The organism is Streptomyces scopuliridis RB72 (assembly GCF_000718095.1).
Classification (GTDB): domain Bacteria; phylum Actinomycetota; class Actinomycetes; order Streptomycetales; family Streptomycetaceae; genus Streptomyces; species Streptomyces scopuliridis.
In genome coordinates, this window is record NZ_JOEI01000001.1 from 142,472 (window position 1) to 165,982 (window position 23,511).

The following is a 23,511-nucleotide window of genomic DNA, read 5'->3' on the forward strand; positions in this document are numbered from 1 at the left end:
CAGCGGCTACATCGGGAGGCGGCAACGGTATGCGGCACACCACGCTCGGACACGGAACGGTCGGGGTGACCGGACTCTCCTTCGGGGCGGCCGGGATCGGCAATCTCTACACCCCCGTCGGACCGGAGCAGGCCGCCGCGGCGGTGGACGCCGCCTGGGACGCGGGCATCCGGTCCTTCGACACCGCGCCGCACTACGGATTGGGGCTCTCCGAGCGGCGGCTCGGCGAGGCGCTGCGCGACCGGCCGCGCGGCGCGTACACCCTCTCCACCAAGGTGGGCCGATTGCTCGTCCCGGTGTCCGGCGCCGAACCCGTCGGCGACGATCTCGCCCATGGCTTCGCCGTACCCGCCACGCACCGCCGCGTCTGGGACTTCAGCGCGGACGGGGTACGCCGCTCCATCGAGGACAGCCTCCGGCGGCTCGGCGCGGACCGTATCGACATCGTCTACCTGCACGACCCCGACGATCACGCGGAGGAAGCCTTCCAGCAGGCGTATCCGGCGCTGGAGCGGCTGCGCGCCGAGGGGGTCGTCGGGGCGATCGGCGCCGGGATGAACCAGACGGCGATGCTCACCCGCTTCCTCCGCGACACGGACGCCGATGTCGTGCTGTGCGCCGGCCGCTTCACCCTGCTCGACCAGTCGGCGCTCACCGAGTTGCTGCCCGAGGCCCTCGCGCGCGGCAGGAGCGTGGTCGTCGGCGGGGTCTTCAACTCCGGGCTGCTCGCCGACCCGCGCCCCGGCGCGACCTACGACTACACCGCCGCTTCGCCCGAGTTGCTCGACAGGGCCCTGCGGATGGACGCCGTCACCCGGCGGTACGGAGTGCCCCTGCGCGCCGCGGCCCTGCACTACCCGTCGCGTCATCCGGCTGTCGCCAGTGTGCTGGTCGGCGCCCGTTCCGCGGCGGAGGTACGCGACGCGGCCGAACTGGCCGCCCGTACCGTCCCCGACGACCTGTGGGCCGAACTGCGTGCCGAAGGACTGCTGACCGAAGGACCGCTCACTGAAGGACCGCTGAACGAGGACGGAGTGCTGTCATGAGGGTCGCCCTGCACACCAGGGTCCGCGCCGACCGGGTCGGGGAGTACGAGGCGGCGCACCGCGAGGTGCCCGCCGAGCTCACCGCCGCGATCCGCGCCGCGGGCGCCACCTCCTGGACGATCTGGCGCAGCGGCACCGATCTCTTCCATCTGCTGGAGTGCGAGGACTACCCCCGTCTGCTGGCCGAGCTGGACCAACTCCCGGTCAATGTCGCCTGGCAGGCCCGGATGGCCGAGCTGCTCGATGTCGTGCACGACTACTCCGCGGCCGGCGCCGGCGCCGGACTGCCCGTCGTCTGGGAGCTGTCATGACACCGCCGGGCGTGATCGACGCCCACCACCACATCTGGGATCTGTCCGTACGCGACCAGGACTGGATCACCGGCCCGGCCATGGCTCCCCTCCGCCGGAACTTCACCCTCGCGGACCTGGACGCCGAGACCCGGGCCGCCGGGGTGTCCGCGACCGTGCTCGTCCAGACCATCGGGGTCCCCGAGGAGACCCCCGAGTTCCTTGCCGCCGCGGACGGGAGCGCCCTCGTCGGGGGCGTCGTCGGCTGGACCGATCTCACCGCGCCCGGGGTCGCGGACACCCTCGCCGCGCTGCGCGAACTGCCCGGCGGCGACCGGCTGGTGGGGATACGCCATCAGGTGCAGGGGGAGCCCGACCCGGAGTGGCTGCTGCGCCCGGACGTACGCCGCGGTCTGGCCGCCGTCGCCGCCGCCGGACTCGTGTACGACCTGGTCATCCTGGAGCACCAGCTGCCCGCCGCCACGAAGGCCGCCGAACTGCTGCCGGGACTCACCTTCGTCCTCGACCATCTCGGCAAGCCGCCGATCGCCGGGGGAGCGACGGAGCCGTGGGCGGGCCTGGTCAGGGAGCTGGCCGCGCGGCCGAACACCGTCTGCAAGCTCTCCGGGATGGTCACCGAGGCCGCCTGGGACTCCTGGACGGCCGAGGGGCTGCGTCCGTACGCCGACACCGTCCTCGACGCCTTCGGGCCCGAACGGCTGATGTTCGGCTCCGACTGGCCGGTGTGCCGGCTGGCCGCCACGTACGGAGAGGTCCTCGACGCGGCGCGCACCGTGACGGACGGACTGAGCGAGAACGAGCGCGACGCGGTCTTCCGGGACACCGCGCGGCGCGTCTACGCCCTCTGAACCGGGTCGGTCCCGTCCTCGGCCGGCTCGGGGAAGGCATGGCGCACCGGGCAGGGGAAGGGCTCCATGCCCAGCAGGGCGGTGACCGAGTGGGTGGCCAGCGTGTGCCAGGTGCGCGGGCTGCGCAGCATCGCGTGATCGCCGCCGGGCAGCAGTACGGCACACGCCTCGGCGCCCGCCGCACGGGCGCGGGCGGCCAGCTCGACGCTGCCGCGCGGATTCGTGACCCGGTCACGGTCGCCGTGCAGCAGCACCGTCCTGCGGCCCGCCAGCTGCTCCACCGGCTCGCCCGGCGGGCACCAGGGCGCGAGCCCCACCACCCCGCTGACCAGGTCATGTCCGGCGGCGGCCAGCGCGGCCCGGCCGCCCATCGAGTGTCCTACGAGCACGACGGGCACGGGACCGACCAGGGGCTCCAGCTCGTCGAGCGCCCGGCGGGTGTCGCGCGCCGCGTCGGCCCGGCTGCCGTTCCACCCCCGGCAGCGGTAGCGCACCCGGCCCACCACCACGTCGTATCCGTCGGTGGCCCGTAGCACCGCGCGGGTGAACGGCCACATCCGGGCGCTCGGCAGACTCAGCCGGGCCGGCGGCTCGATGCCCTCCTCGCGCCCGCCGTGCAGCAGCAGGACGACGGCGCGTGGCCGCGCGGCGGTTCTGTCGAGAACGAGAGCGGGCTGGACGGCGGCTCGGCGATCGCGTACGGGCACGTGGGCCTTCCTTCCGACGGCGGGAGCCCGGAGGCTGTCCGGGGCACCTCTGGCGGGGCTGCTCCATGAACGATCCGGCGAACGGATTCGTCGCCGCGCCGCCCGGGGAATGCCCGACCGGCCCGCCGGGCGTTCGCACGGCCCCTGCGGCACCCTGGACGCATGCCGGAAGTACCCGAAGTCGAAGCGCTGCGAGAGTTCCTCGACGGCCAGCTGGTGGGCAAGGAGATCGTCCGTGTGCTGCCACTGACCATCAATGTGCTCAAAACATACGATCCGCCTCTCTCCGCACTGGAGGGCGCCACGGTCACCGCCATCGCCCGCCACGGCAAGTATCTCGACATCGTCGCGCGTGATGCCGGGGACGGCGAACTGCATCTCGCCCTCCATCTCGCCCGCGCGGGCTGGCTGCGCTGGAAGGACTCGTTCCCGGCGACGCCCCCGAGGCCGGGCAAGGGGCCGCTCGCGCTGCGCACCGTCCTCAGCGAGGGGGACGGGTTCGATCTCACCGAGGCGGGCACCACCAAGCGTCTCGCCGTGCATCTCGTACACGATCCCGCGGAGGTCCCCGGGATCGCGCGGCTCGGCCCCGACCCGCTCGACGACTCCTTCGACCGCGCCGCGTTGGCCCGGCTGCTCGCGGGGGAACACCGGCAGATCAAGGGCGCGCTGCGGGACCAGCGGCTGATCGCCGGCATCGGCAACGCCTACAGCGACGAGATTCTGCACGCGGCGAAGATGTCGCCGTTCAAGCCGGTGAAGAACCTCTCCGAGGACGAGATCACCACGCTCTACGAGGCGCTGCGCGGCACGCTGCGCGAGGCCGTCGAGCGCTCGCGCGGAGTGGCGGCGGGGCGGCTCAAGGCGGAGAAGAAGAGCGGGCTGCGGGTACACGGCCGTACCGGTGAATCCTGTCCCGTCTGCGGCGACACCATCCGCGAGGTCTCCTTCAGCGACTCCTCGCTCCAGTACTGCCCCACCTGCCAGACGGGCGGGAAGCCGCTCGCCGACCGCAGGATGTCGCGGCTCCTCAAGTGAGCGCCCTCCTGAGCGCCCTCCTGAGCGCCCTCCTGAGCGGCCTCGTGAGCGGCCTCTGACCCGGAGCGCGCCATCGCGCTCACCGGCCGGCCGTCATCGCCCGCCGATCGTCATCACCCGGCGGCCGTCCGAGGCCCGGACCTCGAAGTGGTCGATCTCGCTCGGCCGCAGCGCCGCGCCGCCCCGGGTGACCAGGGGTTCGGTGCCCCCCGCGTGCGCCGCCCAGGACGTCACGGTCTCCCTCGATCCGTCCCGCCCCACCGCGATCAGGGCGCAGGAGCCGGATTCACCGGACCGGACCAGTTCAAGGCCGATATCCGCCCCCCACGCCTTCTCCGCCGCCGTCACCACCGCCGCCGTCCCCGTCGACCGGTCCGACGCGGTCCACCGGGCGGTCACCGGTGTGCCCGGATCCGCCGGGGGAGCCAGGGCGAGGACGGCGAGCGGCCCGCCCACCGCGAGCACCGCGGCCGCGGCCACGAGCGCGAGCCGCCGTCCGAACTCCCGGCGCCGCCCCGCGGCGGTACGGCCGAGCAGCCCGGCCAGCAGCTCCGGACTCGCGGCGGTGAACGGCGCCATGCCGGCGGGGGTGCGTCGCGCGTACGAGTCCAGCTGCTCTTTCACACCGCCGAATTCGGCCAGCAGCTCCGAGCAGCGCGGACAGTCCATCAGATGGTCCTCGAACCGGAAGGCGTCCGCGGCGTCGAGCACGCCCAGTGCGTAGGCGCCGGCATCACGATGGAGGTCCAAGGTCCGCATGCTGTCTGTTACGCAGCGGAACGCTGAATGACTCAAGCCGCGGGAGTCCTTGTGCGCCGGCCACCGCCTGGGCCCTGTCCGGTCGATCTTCGTGGATCAGCGACGCCGCCGGCCCACGAAGATCGACCGGACAGGGCCTAAACTCCGGCGTCATGCTGCGTGTACTGGCTGTGGACGACGAAGAACCGGCTCTGGAAGAGCTGCTGTACCTGCTCAGGGCCGACCCGCGGATCCGTGGCGCGGAGGGCGCCACCAGCGCGACGGAGGCGCTGCGGCGGATCGGCGCGGCGCTCGACGCGGGCCCCGACGACCCCGCCGCCATCGATGTGGTCTTCCTCGACATCCATATGGCCGGGCTGACCGGCCTCGATGTCGCCCGGCTGCTGGCCGGCTTCGCCGAGCCGCCGCTGATCGTCTTCGTCACCGCCCATGAGGGCTTCGCCGTCCAGGCATTCGATCTGAAGGCCGTCGACTATGTCCTGAAGCCGGTCCGCAGGGAGCGGCTCGCCGAGGCGGTACGCCGGGTCGCCGAACTGGTGGGGGAGCGCGGTCCGGTCTCCGCCCCCGCCGCCGATCAGATAGCCGTCGAACTGGGCGGAGTGATGCGCTTCGTCGCCGTCGACGACATCGCCTACGCCGAGGCGCAGGGCGACTACGCGCGGCTGCACACCGACACCGGCAGCCATCTGGTCCGTATCCCCCTCACCACGCTGGAGGAGCGCTGGCGGGCCCGCGGCTTCGTACGGATCCACCGCCGCCATCTCGTCGCCCTCGCCCGGATCGATGAGCTACGGCTCGACGCGGGCGCGATGAGTGTCCGCGTCGGCGATGCCGAGCTGGCGGTCAGCAGGCGTCACGCCCGCGCGCTGCGGGATCTGCTGATGCGGCAGGGCGGCCGCTGACCAGGGCTTCCCTCGGGATCACCGGGCTGCGTACACTCCGGGCCCTGGGCCCAGTCGGGCACATAGCGCCGTCCGCCCAGCGAGCGTGCGTGCCAGGCGTCGCGGGCCAGGCGGGATTTGCCCGACAGGGCCCAGCACCCCGCCGGACCTGAAGACGGGCCGGGCGGGAAGGCGGAGAGCCGGAAAGGGGGACGGACATGACGGGGGAGCCCGCGTCCCGGCAGCCGGCGCCCCGGCGCGAGGTGGTCACCGGTGAGCCCCGTCGCGTACGTCCCCTGCCGCGCTACCGCGCCCAGGCCGAGATCGAGGAGCAGACCGCGCTCGGCGACGCCTATGTCCGCTCCCTGATGCGCAGTCAACTACGCGCCGGACTCACCGCGTTCGCGCTCCTCGCACTGGTCGCGGGCACGCTGCCGCTCGCCTTCGCCACCCTGCGCGACGCGACGGCGGTCTGGGTGGTGCTCGGCTTCGCCGCGTATCCGCTGCTCACCCTGCTCGCCTGGTGGTACGTGCGGCGCGCGGAGCGCAACGAACGCGACTTCGCCCGGCTCGTGAAGGGCCGGCCCGTTCCGTGAGCCAGAGTTATACGGTGACCGCCGTCACCGTCGTCGTGCTCGCGACCGTCCTCGTCGGCGGCTTCGGGCTGCGGATATCCCGTACCACCTCCGACTTCTATGTCGCCTCCCGCACGGTGCGGCCCGCGCTCAACGCCGCCGCGATCAGCGGCGAATACCTCTCCGCCGCCTCCTTCCTCGGCGTCGCGGGCCTGGTGCTGCTGCACGGCCCCGACATGCTCTGGTACCCGGTCGGCTATACCGCCGGCTATCTCGTCCTGCTGATCTTCGTCGCCGCCCCGCTGCGCCGCTCCGGCGCGTACACGCTCCCGGACTTCGCGGAGGGCCGGCTCGAATCGCGTGCGGTGCGCAGGCTGGTGAGTGTGTTCGTGGTCGGTGCCGGCTGGCTCTATCTCGTCCCCCAACTCCAGGGCGCGGGGCTGACGTTGAAGATCCTCACCGGCGCGCCCGACTGGTTCGGCGGGGTGCTGGTCGCGCTGGTCGTGGTGGTGGCGGTCGCGGCGGGCGGAATGCGCAGCATCACCTTCGTCCAGGCGTTCCAGTACTGGCTCAAGCTCACCGCGCTGCTCGTGCCCGCGCTCTTCCTGCTGCTGGCCTGGCAGGGCGACGGACGGCCGCGCGTCGACCTCGATCTGACGGCCGCGGTCGTCGGCCGCGCGGACCATCCGCTGTACGCGACCTACGGTCTGATCGTGGCGACCTTCCTCGGTACGATGGGGCTGCCCCATGTCGTCGTCCGCTTCTACACCAGTCCCAACGGCCGGGCCGCCCGCCGGACCACCGTGATCGTCCTGGCGCTGATCGGCGCGTTCTATCTGCTGCCGCCCGTCTACGGCGCGCTGGGCAGGCTGTATGTCCCCGAACTGCCGTACGGTACGGACGCCGACGCCGCCGTACTGCTGCTGCCGGAGCGGGCGATCGGCGGGCTCGGCGGGGATCTGCTCGGCGCGCTGGTCGCGGGCGGCGCGTTCGCCGCGTTCCTCTCCACCGCCTCCGGGCTGACCATGGCCGTCGCGGGGGTCCTCACCCAGGATGTCCTGCCCTCGCGCGGTGTACGCCACTTCCGGCTGGCCACCCCGCTCGCCATGGCCGTGCCGCTCGGCGGGTCACTGCTGGTCAGCGGGATGCCCGTGGCCGACTCGGTGGGGATGGCCTTCGCGGTCTCCGCGTCGTCGTTCTGTCCGCTGCTGGTGCTCGGCATCTGGTGGCGGCGGCTCACCCCGCCCGGCGCGATCGCGGGGCTGCTGCTCGGCGGCGGTCTGGCGTTCGCCGCCACGGTGATCACGGTGAGCGGGGCCGTACGGTCGGGCTGGCCGCACGCGCTGCTCGCCTGGCCCGCCGTCTGGTCGGTGCCCGTCGGCTTCCTCGCGATGATCCTGGTGTCCCTGGCCACGCGCGGCCGGATACCGCCCGGCACCAACGCGGCGATGACGCGCTTCCATCTGCCGGAGGTGCTGATGTCCGGCAGCCGCAAGGGAAGCGCGAGCGTGAGCGCCGCCGGACCGGGCGAGGGTACGGGGAGTGGAACCGGAATGGGGGGCGCCGGATGAGCGGAGCCGCACTCGCCGTACTGATCGTGCTCGGCCCGCTGCTCCTCGCGGGCGGCTTCGTACTCGGCCGGCGCACCGCGCGCCCCGAGCGGAACAGCGATGTCGGCACGCCCGTGGAGCGCGCCACCTTCGAGACCCTGCACACCGCCTCGCTCGCCGCGCCCCCGCTACGGGCCGGTCTCACGGAGGAGAGCGCCCGCAAGGCCGCCCGCAGGCTGCGTTCCCTGCTCGGCACGGACGCGCTCTGCCTCACCGACCGGGAGCGGGTCCTCGCCTGGGACGGCTCGGGCGAACACCACGACAAGCAGGTGATGGCACAGGTCGAGGGACTGCTCGCGAGCGGACGCGGCACCGCCTTCGCGAGCGGCTGCGGTGATCTCGACTGCCCGCTGCGCTGGGGCGTGGCCGTCCCGCTGACCGTCGACCACCGGGTCCTCGGCACCCTGGTCGCCTATGCGCCCCGCGAGTCGGCGGTCCTGGCCAGGGCGGCCGGCGAGGTGGCCCGCTGGGTCTCCGTACAGCTGGAACTGGCCGAGCTTGACCGCTCCCGCACCCGGCTGATCGAGGCCGAGATCAAGGCGCTGCGGGCCCAGATCTCCCCTCATTTCATCTTCAACTCCCTCGCCGCCATCGCCTCGTTCGTCCGTACGGATCCCGGGCGGGCCCGGGAACTGCTGCTGGAATTCGCCGACTTCACCCGCTACTCGTTCCGCAGGCACGGCGACTTCACCACCCTCGCCGATGAACTGCACTCCATCGACCAGTATCTGGCGCTCGTACGAGCCCGGTTCGGTGAGCGGCTCTCGGTCACGCTCCAGGTCGCTCCGGAGGTCCTGCCGGTGGCGATGCCGTTCCTCTGTCTTCAGCCGCTCGTCGAGAACGCCGTCAAGCACGGCCTCGAAGGGGCCGTCACCACGAGCCGGATCACCATCAGCGCGCTCGACGCGGGCGCGGAGGCCGAGGTGGTGATCGAGGACGACGGGGTCGGTATGGAGCCGGACCGGCTGCGCCGGATCCTGCGCGGCGAGGGCGGCGCGTCCACCGGCATCGGACTGCTCAATGTGGACGAACGACTGCGCCAGGTCTACGGGGACGAATACGGCCTGGTCATCGAGACGGGCGTGGGCGCGGGTACGAAGATCACGGTACGGATTCCCAAGTACCGCGCGGGCGTGCACGGCACCTGAACGCCCCGCCCGCGTGCGCCGCCGGTCGGAACAGCCCGCCGTTCAGATCGGAACAGCCGCCGTTCAGAACAGATGGATCGCCAGATGGCCCAGCGGCAGCCCGAGCTGCCAGGCCGGGGTCCAGACCTGCGGACCCTCCGCCTCGCCGGCCGGGAACGGATCGTCGCACGCCGGCCCCACGGCATCGAGATCCGGCGCCAGCAGCTCCGTCTCCTCCAGCCACCGCCACGCCGCGCCCGCCAGCTCCAGATCCGGATCCCTGGTCTCCCGGCCGGACTCGAACGCGGCCGCCTCCAGCCGGTCGAGCCGCCCGCAGACCCATTCCCGCCAGCAGGTTCCGTACGCCGTGAGGGAGCGCCACTCCTCCATCCTCGCCACCACGCGCGGGCCGCCCACCGAGCTGTCGGAGAGGAAGATCGTCAGGGCCAGCGCGTCCCGCCCCGCCCGGTATTCGAGCGTGGTGGGCGGCATCAGATCGCCGGTGCGCAACAGCTCGTCGGCGATGTACTCCGCGTACATCCAAGCCATGGGCACCAGGAGGCCGCCACCACCCGCCCCTTCGGTACATTCCGGACGCATCGCTTTTCCGCCTTCCTTTCTTCCCCCGAAGCCTGCTTCACGGAGCATTGAACCGGCGGTGGCCGCCCCGCGTGGCCAGAAAGGCAGGATCGGTCGGCGGACGGGAGAGGATTGTGACGGGTGTGGCCGACGGTGACGCGTCCGACGATGGAGCGGACGATTCCGGCCCGCATGTGCGGTCGCTCCTCGGCGCCTATGTACTCGAAGCGCTCGCGCCCGAGGAGGACCGGCGGGTCGCGGACCATCTGGCGGAGTGCGGCCCGTGCGGCGCGGCCTATCTGGAGGTGGCCGACGCGCCGTCGTTGCTGGCGCTCCTGGACGAGGACGACCTGCGGTGGCCGGGCGCGCTGTAGCCGGGCAGTGAACGGGCCAGCGCCCGCAGCGCGTAGTACGAACGGGACTTGACCGTGCCGGGCGGAATCCCGAGCACCCGCGCCGCCTCGTTCACGCTCAGCCCGCGGAAGTAGATCTGGGTCAGCACCGCGCGGTGCTCACGGCTCAGCGTTCGCACCGCTTCGCGTACGTCGAGCACCGCGACCGTGCTCTCGGTGCGGTCCTCGGGGTCGGGCGTGGCGGCGAGAATCCCGTCGCTGACCTCCGTGGGCCGCGCCAGCCGGGATCTGCGGGCGTCGATCGCCAGCCGGCGGCCGACGGTGAAGAGCCAGGGCCGCATGGATTCGAAGGGCCCGTCGAAGGCTTCGGGATGCTGCCAGGCGCGGACCAGCGTCTCCTGGAGCAGATCCTCGGCGCGCTGGCGGTCGCCATAGGTCAGGCCGAGCAGAAAGTTCAGCAGGGCCGGTCCGTGTTCGCGCTGAAGCTCCGTCAGCGCCCGCTCATCGGTCCTCTCCTCGGCCATCGCTGTGGTCATCGTGAACGCCCTTCCCGCCGGGGTCGCCGTCGTACGCGGCTCCGTTGCCGCGTGGCGTATCCGAACGCATGGCGGCGCCGAGGGACAGACAGCGCACAGAGGTCTGCGACGAGCGGTCGCTCACTGCGGCGAGTGGTGCGGTGAACGGTCGGGCGGTGGCGTTTGGCCCCTTTCGTGTTCACTGTCGGCTTGGTCGCTTGACATCCATTTATATGAATATATGGATTCGTTGGGACGGTATCTCCCGGAATTGGAGCCTTCCCGATGACGAAGCGCATGCGACAGGGAGCGGTGGCCGCTGCGGCGCTGCTCATCGGAACCGCGGCGGCCTGCGCCGGTCCCGAGCGGTCCGCCGCCCCGGTCCCGCACGGCCCGCCGCGGCCGGGCTCCGCGGCACCCTCCGCCGCGGGCGGCGCCGCGCCGCAGCAGCGCGGATTCACGCTCGTCGCCTCGGGGGACGTGCTGCCGCACGACTCCGTCATCGACCGGGCGAACGCCGACGCGGACGGCGAGGGCTATGACTTCGGGCCGATGCTCGACAGCGTGAAGCCGGTGGTCTCCGGCGCCGATGTGGCGATCTGCCACATGGAGACCGTGTTCGGCGAGGAGGACGGCTCGTACAGCGGCTATCCGGCCTTCGTGTCCCCGCCGGAGATCCCCGCCGGTCTGCGGGCCACGGGCTACGACTCCTGCTCCACCGCCTCGAACCACAGCCTGGACGACGGCGCCGACGGGGTACGCCGGACCCTCGACGCCTTCGACAAGGCGGGCGTCCGGCACGCCGGTACGGCACGCTCGGCGGCCGAGGCCGCGCGCCCCGCCCTGCTGACGGCGGGCGGCGCCAAGGTGGCGCAACTGGCGTACACCTTCGGCACCAACGACGTCCCGCTCCCCGACGGACAGCCCTGGGCCGTCCGCCTCACCGACGAGCGGAAGATCATCGCCGATGCCAGGGCCGCGCGTAAGGCGGGCGCCGACGTCGTCGTGATCAGCCTGCACTGGGGCACCGAGTGGCAGATGGACCCCGACGAGCAGCAGCTGAGCCTGGGCAGGAAACTCACCGCGTCGCGCACCGGTGGCCGCCCCGACATCGATCTGATCCTCGGCACCCACGCGCATGTCCCGCAGCCGTACGAGAAGGTCAACGGCACCTGGATCATCTACGGGATGGGCGACCAGATCGCCGGGACGATGACCAACGACGACGGCGAGCTGGACGCGCGCGGCAACCATGGCTCGATCGGCCGGTTCACCTTCGCGCCGCCCGCCGCGCCGGGGGAGCGGTGGCCGGTGAAGAAGGCCGAGTTCATCCCGCAGATGTGGGACCTCGACACCGGACGCGTGGTGAATCTGCCGGAGGCCGTACGGCGCGATTCCGAGCGGGACGACTACCGCGAGATCCAGTCGGAGATCAGCGAGGCGGTCCTGAGCCGGGGCGCGGCGGCGGACGGCCTCACCGCGGGCCGCTGACAAGAACGCGCGTGGGCGTCGGGCGGGACGTGGGGCAGCGGGGGGCCGTACGACCAGGGGTTACGGGACGACCGTCACCGGCCAGCGGCCCGCCTTGACCAGCCGTACCGCCACCGAACCGATGATCCGGTGCCCCGCGGACTCCGAGGCGCCCACCACCACGGCATCCGCCTTGAGCTCGTCGGCCGCCGTGACCAGTCCGCTGTACGGGTCGCCGTGGAAGGTGTGGAACTCCCAGCGGACGTCCCAGACGTCCCTGACCCGTTCTATGGCCACCCGGATCTCCTCCACCAGACCCTCGGCGATCTCCCCGGTCGTCTCCGCGACCGGGGCGCCGAGGGCGGCGCCGGCGGGCATGACGGGCTGCACGTAGACGATGGCGAGCAGGGCGTTCTGCCGCCGGGCCAGGCCGCCGGCGTACGCGGCGGCGCGGAACGAGGACTGCGAACCGTCCACGCCGACGACGATCACCTTCGGGCCGTCGGTACCACGTTCGAATTGAGTGGGCTGCTGAGTCACGGCACGCAGAGTATCCGCTCCCGGCGAACAGACCGGCGGCGGTCTCCCCGCAGCGCCGGCCACCCGGTCCGGCCCCTCGTGCCTCCGGGACGTCCGGCCATTCGTGAGACACTGTCCTCCGGGCCTGCGGACCAGTGCCGCGTTCCCTTCATGGCTCACCCCATCGGGTACTTTCCCCCGGATAACCGGTGTTGGTGAGCGGCACGGAGCATCCACCGTGCGAGCCATTGGTCATGAAAAAGGATCAGATGCTTCCGGGGCGCCGTGCGGTCCTGCGGATCGCCGCCTGCCTCGGCGCCGCACTCACCGCCCGGTTGTTGACCGCGGGACAGGCCCAGACACCCGGCAGCCCCACCCCGCCGCCTCCGGCGGAGGGAGCACAGGCGGCAATCCGGGCGGGCGTCCCGCACAAGCCCTCCGCGTACCGGCTTCAGCCCATGACGGAGGGCGCGCAGCCCCGCTACCGCAGACCCCTGCCGCCGGTACGTAAAGCGCCCATCCTGAAGATGCCCGAACTGGGCCGCACGATGGTCCTCACCTTTGACGACGGGCCCCACCCCGACTACACCCCCGGCATCCTGCGCACACTGCGCGAATACGACGTACGCGCGATGTTCTTCGTCTGCGGCGAGATGGCCGACGCCCATCGTGACCTGCTGCGGGAGGCCGACGACGACGGCCACATCATCTGCAACCACACCTGGTCCCATCCGCTGATGACGACGCTCAGACCGTCGCAGATCCGCGGGGAGATGGGGCGCACGAGCGAGGTGGTGGAGGACATCCTCGGCACCGCGCCCCTCTGGTACCGCGCGCCCTACGGCGCCTGGAACCGGTACGCCTTCGAGATCGGGTCCGAGATGGGCATGGAGCCGCTCGCCTGGACCATCGACTCCCTCGACTGGGAGACCCCCGGCACCGACAGCATCGTCCGCAGAGTGCTGGACGGAGCCGGGCCGGGGGCAGTCGTCCTCAATCACGACGCGGGCGGCAACCGCTCGCAGAGTGTGGCGGCGCTGCGCCGCTATCTGCCCCTGCTGCTGGACGACGGGTACCGCATCGCCGTGCCCCACCGATGAGACCGGCCCCCGGCCGCCCCCGGCTGGTCAGCGGGTCCTGACCAGCCGGGCGAAGACGACGACATTGCCGTCGTATCCCCCCCTCTTCGAGTAACCGCCACCGCAGGTGATCACCCGCAGCTCGGCATGGCCGGAGTCGCCGTAGACCCGCGCCGCCGGGAATTCGTTCTTCGAGAAGACCTCCACCCCGTAGATCTCGAACACCGCCGTCCTGCCGTCGAAGCGCTCCACCTCGACATGCTCGCCCTTCTCCAGCGAGCCGAGACCGTAGAAGACCGCGGGTCCCGACCTGTTGTCGACATGGCCGACGACCACCGCGGTGCCCCGCTGGCCGGGCGCGACACCGTTCTGGTACCAGCCCGCCAGATTCGGGTCCCGCGGCGGCGGAGCGGCGATCCAGCCGTCCGGGTCGAGGCCCACATCCACGACCGGCGCGTCGACCCTGAGCGCCGGGATCCGCACCCGGGACATCGGCGCGTACGGCAGCGGCTTCACGATCGGTACGTCGGTGGTGGTGGTGGCGGCCGCCGCCGGATCGGGCACGCCGGCCGGCGCGGCGGCCGCCGCCGGCTGCGGTGGTCCCAGCGGTACGTCCACCCCGTTGCGCATCATCGCGATGCCGGTGAGCATGACGAGAGCCAGAACGCCCCAGGGCGAGCGCTTCCTCGACTCCGGGGCGTTGTGGTGCATGCCCATAGTTCTCCCTTCGTGGACGCCTGCAGGCACGGTAAGTGCGTCGCACCCCGGCGGCGATCACTGGAAGGCGAATGGGTGGCGGGCCCGGCGGGGCTGACCCATCTGAGTAACCGGCACATAAAATCTCTGACGGTCTGTGACCTGCGGATCCATCGGACGGGCGTCCTTCCTGACGGCGTGTCGGCTCACCGGGGTGGACCAGCGCCGAAATGCGGGCCCCGGGAAGCCCGGTGAGGGTTCGTCATGGAGGGCGTACTCGTCGAATCTCCCGGAGCACCGCTTTGGGGCGCCTTCCGCTGGAGGTTCAACGATGCGTGCTTCACGCGCTCTGGCGGTGACCGCCACCGCCTGCGCGGCCGTGGCGCTCTCCGCTCCGCTGGCCGTCGCGACCAACGGTCCGACCAATGTCACCATCAATCCGTTCGAGGTCCACCAGGGCAGCACGATCGAGATCAGCGCCCGCGGCTGCGGCCACGGAGGCACTGTCACGTCGAACGCCTTCCGGCGGGTCGAGCTGTCCGTGAACGCTTCCGGGAACTCCACGGCCAGGGCCCGGATCCTTGACGACGCCACGCCGGGCAACTACAACCTGGCCGTCAGGTGCAGTGACAACGACAGGGTCGCGACGCACCAGTTCCGGGTGCTGGAGGGGCGGGGCGCGCTGGGCGGGCTCGGCGGTTCCATCGGTCCCAGTTCCACGGAGATGGCGGTCGGCGGCGGGCTCGTCGCCACGGCGGCCGTCGGTGGTTCGCTCTTCCTCGCACGCCGTCGCCGGCCGGCCGGTGTGGGGATCTGACCGGGCGCCCTTCTCCCGGCAGCCTCCACCGGGGGTCCGCGGGGCCCCGAACGCCCGTCGCCCCGAGTCCTGACCGAGGACTCGGGGCGGGGGCCTTTTCGTGTGACTTTCATGTGACGGGGACGCCCGCGCGGCGTCCGGTGTACGGGCGGCCGGCGACCGGCCGCCGGTGATCAGTGCTGACGGTCCTCCGTGCGCCGGCGTACGACGTAGATCGTGCCGGCGGCCGCCGCGACCACCAGCGCCGTACCGCCGACGAGTTCGGTGGTGCTCACCCCGCCCACGCTGCCGCCGAGACCTCCGCGGACGCCACCCGGCACGACCGTGGCGCCCGTCGTGCGGGTGACCGTGGCGGCCGGTGTCGGGTTCCGCGTGGCGCTTGAGATCCGGAGACTGGTCGTCCCCGACTGGCCGTTACAGGTGAAGGTCACCTGATACGTGGCGCCGGCCTTGGCGTCCCAGTCGACCGTGGCGGTGGCCGACCGTCCCGAGGGGATGTTGACCGTGTCGAAGACCCCGGAGGAGGCGGTGGCGGTCGTAGCGCAGTTGGTGACGGAGAGGGTCACCCTGCCCCCCGCCGCGACCGTGGAGGGCGTGACGGTGAATCCGAAGGGCGCGTTCCCGCCGCTGGGCGCGGCCGTCGCGGTGGGGGTGGTCAGTGCGAGTGCGGACACTGCCAGCAGAGCGGCGGACACGGCACGTATCGCGCGCATGATGAATCCTCCGGGTCCCCGAGGAGCAGCTGCGGAACCGTTTCCACATAAGGCAGGGAATGCACCTCGATGCCGGAAACGCTAGGAGCGCGTTATCACAGCCGCGATCGCTGACGGGCGAATGGGGCACGGGTGTCCCCCGGGCGGCGGACAGCCGCACCCCACTCAGGTGCCGGTCCTGTGCTTCGCTCAGGACCCGATTTGCGGAAACAGATCGAGGAAGGGCGCCGCGGTCGCGCTGATCCCGCGGCCGTAGGGCGCGTCGAAGTCCCAGATGAGGAAGAGCAGGAACGAGATCAGCACACTGAACAGCCCCGCGAGCAGCAGCTCCCGGAAGGTACGGCGGATCTGCAGGACGAAGATCAGCCCGACCGTGACCACGGCGCCGATGATGAGGCCGAACCAGACGACCCCCGGCATGGTGGCGCCCGCGTTCTGCCCTCGCGCGCCCCGGGCGTCATCGGCGGCGGCCACCTGGTCGACCAGCGGCTGGTACGCCTGTCCCTCCAGATCGGTCCTGGGCGCGTACTGGCTGACGTCCGTGCGGATCCGGTCGAAGAGCTCGGTGCCCTTCGCGCTGAGGGCCTCGTGCTCGGACATGTGCGGCCATTCGCTGCGGACGACGAAGCTGACATAGGCGTCGACATCGGCGCGGATCCGGTCCCGTACCTCGGCGGGATAGACCTGGACCCGCTGCTGGACCTCGTGCAGGGCCTGGGCCTCCTGGCGTACGGACTCCTGCGCCGCGCTGCGGCCCTCCCAGACGCCGGCGATGGCGAGACCCAGCACGATCGCGTAGATCACGCCGATCATCATCGTCATGTAGTCCATGACATCAGGGGTCTCGGAGGGGTCGTCGTCCTCGCGGACGCGGCGGTTGTTGATGACGACGATGGTCAGGACGACCGCGCAGGCGGCGGCCATCGCGATGCTCAGAACGAGCCATTCCGACATGAGATCTCCGTGGATCAGCGGTGGCGGGGACGCAGGACGGCTACGGCGAGTACGGCCGGGGCCGTGATGAGGAGCATCAGCAGAACGGGGGAGGGGCCGTTCCTGGGCTGATCACGGGTCGCCTTGCGATAGGCGGGCAGCGCCACCGAGGACGGCGTGGGAGTCGCCGACGGGGTGGGCGACGGCCGGGGCGGCGGCGAAGGGGCCGGTGGCTTCGGCGGTGGCTTCGGCGCGGGCGGCGGCGGTGTGGGCCGGGGCTGCCGGAGGGGCGCCCGGACGACCGGCGCGGGCGGCGTCGGTACGACGCTGGGAGCCGGCGCGGGTGGTGACGGCGGGGGCGAAGGAGGCGGCGGCGGTGCCGGGGGTGTCGGCGGCGGCGGAGGGGTGGGCTTCGGTGGTTTCGGCGGCTTCGACGGCTTGGGTGGTTTCGACGGCTTCGGTGGTGGCTCGGGCGACGGGGGAGGGGTCGGAGTGGGAGTCGGCCAGCAGTCGCCGCTCCCGGCGACGGCGACCGCCCCTCCCGGGCCACCGGGACCACCCGGTCCGAGGGACGCGTAGGCACAGCTGCCGGCTACAGCGGGCAGCGGGACTGCCGACAGGGATATGAGTGCGGCGGCCGCGAGCAGCCGTCCGACGAGTGATCCATACACGGTCAGGAGTTTGTTCCCCATCAGGCCGCGGCACGCGGGAAGTCGCTCGGATTCCCCCGAATAGGGGGATGTGGCGGCCATGGGCTTGCGCCGCGGAAGTTTTTTCCGTCCGCGTTGAACGCGAGGCCGCCCCCGGTCCGTACTTAGGACCATGAGCAGCGCAACCAGGCGCCTCAACTGGCCTACAGATAACGGGAGTTGACATGAACACCTGGCGGAACGCCTCGCTCGCGGTGACCGCGGTGGCCGTACTGGCCCTGACGACGGCGTGCGGTCAGGACCAAGGGACGAACACCAACGGCCAGTCCGTCGGCGCCGCCAAGCCGGCCGACGCCGGATACGGCGCGGACAGCGGCTACGGATCCGATACAGGCGCGGCGGGCGCGGCGGCGGCCAAGCCGGCCGGCCAACTCGCCGTGTGGGACAGCAAGAAGCTCGGCAAGGTACTCACCGACAGTGAGGGGTTCACGCTCTACCGCTTCGATAAGGACACGGCGAGCCCGCCCAAGTCGAACTGCGAGGGCGACTGCGTGAAGGCCTGGCCGGTGGTGGCCGCGGGTGACGCCAAGGCCGCGGCCGGCACCGACGCCACGCTGCTCGGCGAGATCACCCGCGCCGACGGCACCAAGCAGCTCACCGTCGACGGCTGGCCGATGTACCGGTACGCCAAGGACACCAGCCCGGGCGACGCCAACGGCCAGGGTGTGGGCGGTACATGGTTCGCCTCGGCCCCCGACGGCAAGAAGGCGGCAGTGGCCGGCTCCGGCTCCGGCGCGGACGTCACCCCCGCCGATCTTCCCGGGCTGTCGGTCCGCAAGGACCCCAAACTCGGTGACATTGTGGTGGATTCGAAGGGAATGACGGTCTATCGCTTCACGAAGGACTCCGCCTGGCCGATGAAGTCGGCCTGCACCGGGGCCTGTCTGGAGAAGTGGCCGGTTGTCGCTCCCGTCGAGAAGAATGACACCGAGGGGATCATCAAGAAGGGCTTCGTCACCTTCGACCGGCCCGACGGAATCAAGCAGCAGAGCATCGACTGCTGGCCGATCTACACCTTCGCCGGCGACACAAAGCCGGGAGATACCAATGGTCAGGGCGTTGGCGGCACCTGGTTCGCGGTTTCCCCGGATTCCAAGCTGGTCGGAGCGCCCAAGTAGTCCCCACGCCGCGCGTCTCCGGCCCATCGGTCCGTCGTCGCACCGCTCGGTGCGGCGGCGGACCGGTCGCACGTGCCAGCGGCGTGTGACCAAGAACGGATCGCTAATTTCCGTTTGGGCTCGCTCTCTTGGCGGGCGATCAGTAGCCTCGGCTCGAACAACCGGCCGTGTACCTTGGCCGCATCCCGTGGCGACTTGTTGGAGACATCGATGGAGCGTCCCGCCTGGGCCCCGCAGGGCATCGACATATCGATGCCGAGCGTTTCCCGCATTTACGACTACTATCTGGGCGGTTCGCACAATTTCGAGGTGGACAGGGAAGCGGCCCGCAAGGCAATGGGGTTCATGCCGGGGCTTCCCACGATCATGAAGACGAACCGCGCGTTCATGCGCCGCGCGGTGAAATTCGCGCTCGATGAGGGCATCACTCAGTTCCTCGACATCGGATCCGGCATTCCGACCTACGGAAATGTCCATGAGGTCGCCCAGGCCGGTGACCCCGAAGCCCGGGTGCTCTATGTCGATCACGACCCGGTCGCCGTCGCCCACAGCCAGGCCGTTCTCGACGGCAACGACAACGCTGCCATCGTGAACGCCGATCTCCGCAAGCCCGGACAGATCCTCAACAGCCCCGAGGCAGGACAACTGCTGGACCTGGAGCGGCCCGTGGCGCTGCTCCTCGTCTTCGTCCTGCACTTCCTGGAGGACGAGGACGACCCGTACGGCGCGGTGGCCGAGCTGCGCGACGCGCTCGCGCCCGGCAGCCTGCTCGTCCTCACGCACGCCTCGTACGACGGCGTGCCGCTCCCGCAGGAGCGGACGGGGGCCGCGGTCGCCGTCTACAAGGACATCCGCAACCCGCTGGTCATGCGGACGCGCGAGCAGACCGCCCGGTTCTTCGACGGCTTCGAGATGGTCGCGCCCGGTCTGGTCTCCATGCCGCACTGGCGGCCCGACAGCCCCGCCGACCAGGAGGACCCGTACGCCTTCTCCGGCTTCGGCGGAGTGGGACGCAAGGCGTGATGGTGCCCTCGCAGCCGACAGCCGCCGAGAGTGAACCGGACGGGCTGGAAGACAGACTCAGGCGCTTCGCGACGATCTGGAGCCGGGCGATCTTCCCGGCGACGGCCACGTCCCTGACGCGCCCCGAATTCGAAACGCATCTGCTGCCGCTGGCCCGGGAGTTGCAGGAGGCGCTGCACGCGCACCCCTTCGACACCGCGCCCGCCACGCGCGTCGGCACCGCCCTCGTGGCGGCGCACTGCACCGACCCCGAGGCCCTCGGCCGTACGCTCGGTGTCGTCGACTCCTATCTGGTGCTGTACTGCGGTATGGAGGAGCTGACCGCGGAGGACAACCGCGCCCGCTGCGCCCGTCTCCAGCACTCCCTCGCCGTCGGCTTCGCCCAGGCGCTGCGCGAGCGCACCCTGAGCGAGCAGGAGGCCATCGCACGCTCGGCGCTCGCCGCGCGCAATGACGCCGAGGACGCGCTGCACGCCACGCAGGCCCGCTTCCACGCGGTGTTCGAGGGCGCGGCCATCGGTATCGGCATCGCCGATCTCGAAGGCAATGTGCTGGAGGTCAACGACACCCTCACCCAGATGTTCGGCGGACTCGAACACCATGTCCGCAGCCGCAATGTAAGCGAGTGGGTCCACCCCGAGGACGCGGCCCATGTCTGGCGCCTCTACGACGAGTTGGTACGCGGCGAGCGCGAGCACTTCCGGGTCGAGAAGCCGTTCTACCGCAACGACGGCACGGTGCTCTGGACCAATCTGACCCTCTCGCTGCTGCGGGACGCCGAGGGCACTCCGCAGTATCAGCTGGCTCTGATGGAGGACACCACCGAGCGGCGGCTGCTCAATCTGCGGCTGCGGTACGAGGCCACGCATGACGCGCTGACCGGGCTGCCCAACCGGACGCTGTTCTTCGAGCGTCTGGAGAAGACGCTCTCCGCGGGCGGCGGCGCGCGCTTCGGGCTCTGCTATCTCGACCTCGACGGCTTCAAGGCGATCAATGACAGCCTCGGCCACTCGTCGGGCGACCGGCTGCTGGTCGAGGTCGCGGACCGGCTCCAGAGCTGCGCCACCGCGCCGGGCGAGATGGTGGCCAGGCTGGGCGGCGACGAGTTCGTGGCGCTGACCACCGGGCCCGACACCCAGCAGGGCGTGGCCGATCTCGCCTCCCGGATCCTCCACGTACTGGCCACCCCGATCCGGCTCGAAGGACGGGAGCTCACGGTCCGGGGCAGCATCGGCATCGTGGAGGGGCCCTCCGCCGGGCGGAGCCCCGCGGAGGTGCTGCGCAGCGCGGACATCACCATGTACCGGGCCAAGGCCGCGGGCGGCAATCGCTATGAGGTGGCCGACCCGGAGGCCGACGCCCGCGCCATCACCCGGCACGGACTGACGACGGCGCTGCCCGCGGCCCTGGAGCGCGGTGAGTTCTTCATCGAGTACCAGCCGCTGGTGCATCTGGGCGACGGCACGGTGCACGGCGCCGAGGCGCTGGTGCGCTGGTCCCATCCGCAGCACGGCGTGCTGGGACCCGACCGGTTCATCCCGCTCGCCGAGCACACCGGACTGATCGTGCCGCTCGGCCGCTGGGTGCTGGAACAGGCCGTACGGCAGGCCATGTTCTGGCAGCGCCAGCTGCCCGAGGGCGCGCTCGGCGGCCCGCTGCGGATCAATGTGAACCTCTCGCCGACCCAGCTGCACCACCCCGGGCTCGTCGCCGACACCGTGGAGGTGCTGGAGCGGATCGGTCTCCCGCCGGGCGCGCTGTGTCTGGAGGTCACCGAGTCCGCGCTGATCGGCGCGGACGAGGATCTGCTCAAGCCGCTGCGCCAGCTCGCAGAGATGGGCGTGGACATCGCGCTCGACGACTTCGGCACCGGCTACTCGAACCTGGCGAATCTGCGCAGGCTGCCGGTGAGCGTCCTCAAACTGGACCGTTCCTTCACCCAGGGCATGCAGCAGCATCCGGCGGATCCGGTCGATCTGAAGATCGTCGAGGGGATCGTGGCGCTCGCGCACAGCCTGGAGCTGGCCGTGACGGTGGAGGGCGTGGAGACCGGGGCGCAGGCGGAGCATCTGCGCCGGCTCGGCTGCGACACCGCGCAGGGCTGGTACTACGCCAGGCCGGGTCCGCCCGAGCAACTGCACATGCTGTCGCTCGCGGACGCGGTCTAGGGCCTGTCTTCAAAGTAGCGCCGTCCGCCCGAAGGGCGGGCCCGGTGCCCGCCGCGGCAGCGGCAGGATGTCGCTGCGGTGCGTGCGATCGCGAGGCGGAGGATCGGCGTGGTGGATGGCCCGGCCGTACTCGGGCGACTCCGACAACGCGGCGAGTGTGCGTGCCAGACGCCGCGGGCCCGCGAAGATCGGCCGGACAGGGCCTAGGCTGCCGGGCCGGTCGCCCCGCCCGCGGTCCCGGCGGAGAACAGCACTCGCTGCAGTTCGCGGGCGGCGCGTGGCGGGGCGACATCGCTGCGGTGGGCGATCGCGATCGTACGGCGCAGCCCCGGCCTGGCCAGGGCGGTGACCCTCAGGTCGCGCGCCCGCGCCGCCACCATGCTCGGTACGACCGCCACGCCCAGACCGGCCCGTACGAAACCGAGGACGGCGTCCATCTCGCCGCCCTCCACCGTGAACGACGGCTCGAACCCCTCGGCCCGGCAGGCGGCCACCGTCAGCTCGCGCAGATCGTAGCCGTGCCGGAACATCACCAGCGGCTCGCCCTCCAGATCGGCGATCCTGACCGGCCGCCGCGGGGCCGGAGCGGCGGCCGACGAGACCACGACCAGATCCTCGTGCAGCAGCTCGACGGTGGTCAGCGCGGGCGACGCGGCCGGCAGGGGCATCACCACCAGGGCGAGATCCAGCGCCCCGCGCGCCAGCTCCCGTACGAGATCGTGCGAGCCGCTCTCCTCGATCAGCAGCTCGATACCGGGGTGCAGATCATGGAAGGCCCGCAGGACGTCGGGCAGCAATCCGGTGCAGAGGCTCGGCGGCGCCCCCAGCCTGACCCGGCCGCGCCGTAGCTGGACCAGCTCCTGGACCTCGACGCGCGCGGTCTCGGTGTCGGCGAGGATGCGCCGGGCGAGCGGCAGGAGCGCCTCGCCCGCGTCGGTCAGGGCGACATTGCCGCGGGCGCGGCTGAACAGCTCGGCCCCCAGCTCCTTCTCCAGCGCCCTGATCTGCTGGGAGAGGGAGGGCTGCGAGACATGGACCCGTTCGGCGGCGCGGGTGAAGTGCCGGGTCTCGGCGACGGCCACGAAGTAGAGAAGCTGCTGGAACTGCATAAGAGCCAGGGTAGATCGTGCGATAGGCAGAGGCTATGGAGATCAGCCGGACCATGTCTTGGACCTCTCGGTATCGCGCGGCCTAGCGTGCTGTCCATGGCGCTGGCAACGCGGGGGACGGACCAACGGCCGTCCATGACCCGCACCCTCTGGGGATCGACGATCGGAAAAAAGACGATCATGGCCGTGAGTGGCCTGATCATGCTCGGCTATCTGGTCGTGCATATGCTCGGCAATCTCAAGATCTTCTTCGGGCCGCCGGAGTTCAACGGATACGCGCACTGGCTGCGGACCATGGGCGAACCGTTTCTGCACTACGAGTGGGCGCTCTGGATCGTCCGTGTGGTCCTCGTCGTGGCCGTCGTCCTGCACGCGGTCTGCGCCTACCAGCTCAGCCGCCGTGACCTCGCCGCCCGCCCGAGCAAGTACGTACACAAGCGGGCCCGCGCCGGCTACGCCACCCGCACCATGCGCTGGGGCGGGATCATCCTCGCCCTGTTCATCGTCTGGCACGTCCTCGATCTGACCACCGGCACGGTGCACTCCGGCGGCTTCCAGGCCGGCCACCCGTACCAGAACGTCGTGGACACCTTCTCCACCTGGTACGGGAACGTCATCTACCTCGTCGCGATGCTCGCCCTCGGACTGCATGTCCAGCACGGCTTCTGGAGCGCCGCACAGACCCTCGGAGCGGGCAACGCCACCCGCGAGCGCGTCCTCAAGGGCACGGCCAATCTGCTGGCGCTGGCGCTGACCGCGGGATTCATCGCCGTACCCGTCGCCGTCATGACCGGAGTGGTGAGCTGA

The 23,511-nt window shown here is 71.3% G+C and carries 27 protein-coding genes; 17 read left to right on the forward strand and 10 right to left on the reverse strand.

What is annotated here, in order from left to right; genetic code table 11:
- The first annotated feature begins 29 nt into the window (after positions 1-29).
- From IF11_RS0100555 to IF11_RS0100565, 3 genes are read left to right on the forward strand one after another with little or no spacing between them, the layout of a single operon-like run.
- Complete coding sequence (locus IF11_RS0100555; protein WP_030349335.1) at positions 30-1,046, forward strand: aldo/keto reductase; 1,017 nt, start codon at positions 30-32, stop codon at positions 1,044-1,046.
- On the forward strand, positions 1,043-1,357 hold the full coding sequence (locus tag IF11_RS0100560; RefSeq protein WP_030349336.1) for an L-rhamnose mutarotase: 315 nt from the start codon (positions 1,043-1,045) through the stop codon (positions 1,355-1,357). Before IF11_RS0100555 ends, IF11_RS0100560 begins: the two co-directional genes overlap by 4 nt.
- Positions 1,354-2,205 (forward strand): amidohydrolase family protein, encoded by an 852-nt coding sequence (locus IF11_RS0100565; RefSeq protein WP_030349337.1) that lies wholly within the window; start codon positions 1,354-1,356, stop codon positions 2,203-2,205. Before IF11_RS0100560 ends, IF11_RS0100565 begins: the two co-directional genes overlap by 4 nt.
- Here the strand turns inward: IF11_RS0100565 and IF11_RS0100570 are convergent.
- On the reverse strand, positions 2,193-2,912 hold the full coding sequence (locus tag IF11_RS0100570) for an alpha/beta fold hydrolase (protein ID WP_063759097.1): 720 nt from the start codon (positions 2,910-2,912) through the stop codon (positions 2,193-2,195). The two genes, IF11_RS0100565 and IF11_RS0100570, sit on opposite strands and share 13 nt — an antisense overlap.
- 162 nt (positions 2,913-3,074) lie before the next feature.
- On the opposite strand from IF11_RS0100570, the gene IF11_RS0100575 reads away from it, so the two are divergent.
- Positions 3,075-3,950 carry an Fpg/Nei family DNA glycosylase gene (locus tag IF11_RS0100575; protein WP_030349339.1) on the forward strand — a complete coding sequence of 292 codons (876 nt, stop codon included), beginning with the start codon at positions 3,075-3,077 and terminating at the stop codon, positions 3,948-3,950.
- A 93-nt stretch (positions 3,951-4,043) separates the two neighbouring features.
- On the opposite strand, the gene IF11_RS0100580 is transcribed toward IF11_RS0100575, so the two are convergent.
- The gene (locus tag IF11_RS0100580) at positions 4,044-4,709 is read right to left on the reverse strand and encodes a zf-HC2 domain-containing protein (protein ID WP_030349340.1); all 666 of its coding nucleotides are present in this window, start codon (positions 4,707-4,709) and stop codon (positions 4,044-4,046) included.
- A gap of 152 nt (positions 4,710-4,861) precedes the next feature.
- Here IF11_RS0100580 and IF11_RS0100585 point away from each other — a divergent pair, with 152 nt between their 5' ends.
- The 4 genes from IF11_RS0100585 (at position 4,862) to IF11_RS0100600 (ending at position 8,923) form a co-directional block, all read left to right on the forward strand.
- Positions 4,862-5,611, forward strand: coding sequence for a LytR/AlgR family response regulator transcription factor (locus IF11_RS0100585; protein ID WP_030349341.1), 750 nt, complete (start codon positions 4,862-4,864; stop codon positions 5,609-5,611).
- A 197-nt stretch (positions 5,612-5,808) separates the two neighbouring features.
- Positions 5,809-6,186: a hypothetical protein gene (locus IF11_RS0100590; protein WP_240627703.1), complete on the forward strand. Its 378-nt coding sequence runs from the start codon at positions 5,809-5,811 to the stop codon at positions 6,184-6,186.
- The gene (locus IF11_RS0100595; protein WP_051745249.1) at positions 6,183-7,736 is read left to right on the forward strand and encodes a sodium/solute symporter; all 1,554 of its coding nucleotides are present in this window, start codon (positions 6,183-6,185) and stop codon (positions 7,734-7,736) included. The genes IF11_RS0100590 and IF11_RS0100595 overlap by 4 nt, the downstream gene beginning before the upstream one ends.
- Positions 7,733-8,923, forward strand: coding sequence for a sensor histidine kinase (locus IF11_RS0100600; protein ID WP_030349344.1), 1,191 nt, complete (start codon positions 7,733-7,735; stop codon positions 8,921-8,923). Before IF11_RS0100595 ends, IF11_RS0100600 begins: the two co-directional genes overlap by 4 nt.
- Before the next feature lie 63 nt (positions 8,924-8,986).
- Here the strand turns inward: IF11_RS0100600 and IF11_RS0100605 are convergent, their stop codons facing one another.
- Entirely contained in the window at positions 8,987-9,502 is a 516-nt protein-coding gene (locus IF11_RS0100605) for a hypothetical protein (protein ID WP_030349345.1), read from the reverse strand.
- A gap of 122 nt (positions 9,503-9,624) precedes the next feature.
- Between IF11_RS0100605 and IF11_RS0100610 the strand changes: the two genes are divergently transcribed.
- A complete protein-coding gene (locus tag IF11_RS0100610; protein WP_030349346.1) occupies positions 9,625-9,855 on the forward strand; it encodes a zf-HC2 domain-containing protein in 231 nt (76 codons plus the stop codon).
- Here the strand turns inward: IF11_RS0100610 and IF11_RS0100615 are convergent.
- Positions 9,777-10,358 carry a sigma-70 family RNA polymerase sigma factor gene (locus IF11_RS0100615; RefSeq protein ID WP_407706592.1) on the reverse strand — a complete coding sequence of 194 codons (582 nt, stop codon included), beginning with the start codon at positions 10,356-10,358 and terminating at the stop codon, positions 9,777-9,779. The genes IF11_RS0100610 and IF11_RS0100615 overlap by 79 nt on opposite strands.
- 276 nt (positions 10,359-10,634) lie before the next feature.
- On the opposite strand from IF11_RS0100615, the gene IF11_RS0100620 reads away from it, so the two are divergent.
- Complete coding sequence (locus IF11_RS0100620) at positions 10,635-11,840, forward strand: CapA family protein (RefSeq protein ID WP_030349348.1); 1,206 nt, start codon at positions 10,635-10,637, stop codon at positions 11,838-11,840.
- Positions 11,841-11,900: 60 nt separating this feature from the next.
- Here IF11_RS0100620 and IF11_RS0100625 read toward each other — a convergent pair whose 3' ends face one another.
- On the reverse strand, positions 11,901-12,359 hold the full coding sequence (locus IF11_RS0100625) for a universal stress protein (RefSeq protein ID WP_030349349.1): 459 nt from the start codon (positions 12,357-12,359) through the stop codon (positions 11,901-11,903).
- 233 nt (positions 12,360-12,592) lie between these two features.
- Between IF11_RS0100625 and IF11_RS0100630 the strand changes: the two genes are divergently transcribed.
- On the forward strand, positions 12,593-13,438 hold the full coding sequence (locus IF11_RS0100630; protein WP_030349350.1) for a polysaccharide deacetylase family protein: 846 nt from the start codon (positions 12,593-12,595) through the stop codon (positions 13,436-13,438).
- A 27-nt stretch (positions 13,439-13,465) separates the two neighbouring features.
- Here IF11_RS0100630 and IF11_RS0100635 read toward each other — a convergent pair whose 3' ends face one another.
- Positions 13,466-14,134 (reverse strand): class F sortase, encoded by a 669-nt coding sequence (locus IF11_RS0100635; RefSeq protein WP_030349351.1) that lies wholly within the window; start codon positions 14,132-14,134, stop codon positions 13,466-13,468.
- Positions 14,135-14,444: 310 nt separating this feature from the next.
- Here IF11_RS0100635 and IF11_RS0100640 point away from each other — a divergent pair, with 310 nt between their 5' ends.
- On the forward strand, positions 14,445-14,930 hold the full coding sequence (locus IF11_RS0100640) for a hypothetical protein (protein WP_030349352.1): 486 nt from the start codon (positions 14,445-14,447) through the stop codon (positions 14,928-14,930).
- Positions 14,931-15,103: 173 nt separating this feature from the next.
- On the opposite strand, the gene IF11_RS0100645 is transcribed toward IF11_RS0100640, so the two are convergent.
- From IF11_RS0100645 to IF11_RS42680, 3 genes are all read right to left on the reverse strand, one after another.
- A complete protein-coding gene (locus tag IF11_RS0100645; RefSeq protein WP_030349353.1) occupies positions 15,104-15,643 on the reverse strand; it encodes a hypothetical protein in 540 nt (179 codons plus the stop codon).
- A 189-nt stretch (positions 15,644-15,832) separates the two neighbouring features.
- Positions 15,833-16,597, reverse strand: coding sequence for a bestrophin-like domain (locus IF11_RS0100650; protein WP_030349354.1), 765 nt, complete (start codon positions 16,595-16,597; stop codon positions 15,833-15,835).
- 14 nt (positions 16,598-16,611) lie between these two features.
- Positions 16,612-16,743 (reverse strand): hypothetical protein, encoded by a 132-nt coding sequence (locus IF11_RS42680; protein WP_276311255.1) that lies wholly within the window; start codon positions 16,741-16,743, stop codon positions 16,612-16,614.
- A 10-nt stretch (positions 16,744-16,753) separates the two neighbouring features.
- On the opposite strand from IF11_RS42680, the gene IF11_RS41500 reads away from it, so the two are divergent.
- The 4 genes from IF11_RS41500 to IF11_RS0100670 all read left to right on the forward strand — a co-directional run bounded on the left by IF11_RS41500 (position 16,754) and on the right by IF11_RS0100670 (position 21,595).
- A complete protein-coding gene (locus IF11_RS41500; protein ID WP_063759098.1) occupies positions 16,754-17,155 on the forward strand; it encodes a hypothetical protein in 402 nt (133 codons plus the stop codon).
- A gap of 295 nt (positions 17,156-17,450) precedes the next feature.
- Positions 17,451-18,404: an SCO0930 family lipoprotein gene (locus tag IF11_RS0100660; protein WP_030349356.1), complete on the forward strand. Its 954-nt coding sequence runs from the start codon at positions 17,451-17,453 to the stop codon at positions 18,402-18,404.
- Between the two features lie 210 nt (positions 18,405-18,614).
- The gene (locus IF11_RS0100665; RefSeq protein ID WP_030349357.1) at positions 18,615-19,427 is read left to right on the forward strand and encodes an SAM-dependent methyltransferase; all 813 of its coding nucleotides are present in this window, start codon (positions 18,615-18,617) and stop codon (positions 19,425-19,427) included.
- The gene (locus IF11_RS0100670) at positions 19,424-21,595 is read left to right on the forward strand and encodes a putative bifunctional diguanylate cyclase/phosphodiesterase (RefSeq protein ID WP_030349358.1); all 2,172 of its coding nucleotides are present in this window, start codon (positions 19,424-19,426) and stop codon (positions 21,593-21,595) included. Before IF11_RS0100665 ends, IF11_RS0100670 begins: the two co-directional genes overlap by 4 nt.
- 203 nt (positions 21,596-21,798) lie before the next feature.
- Here the strand turns inward: IF11_RS0100670 and IF11_RS0100675 are convergent, their stop codons facing one another.
- A complete protein-coding gene (locus IF11_RS0100675; RefSeq protein WP_030349359.1) occupies positions 21,799-22,704 on the reverse strand; it encodes a LysR family transcriptional regulator in 906 nt (301 codons plus the stop codon).
- 96 nt (positions 22,705-22,800) lie between these two features.
- Here IF11_RS0100675 and IF11_RS0100680 point away from each other — a divergent pair, with 96 nt between their 5' ends.
- Entirely contained in the window at positions 22,801-23,511 is a 711-nt protein-coding gene (locus IF11_RS0100680) for a succinate dehydrogenase (protein ID WP_063759099.1), read from the forward strand.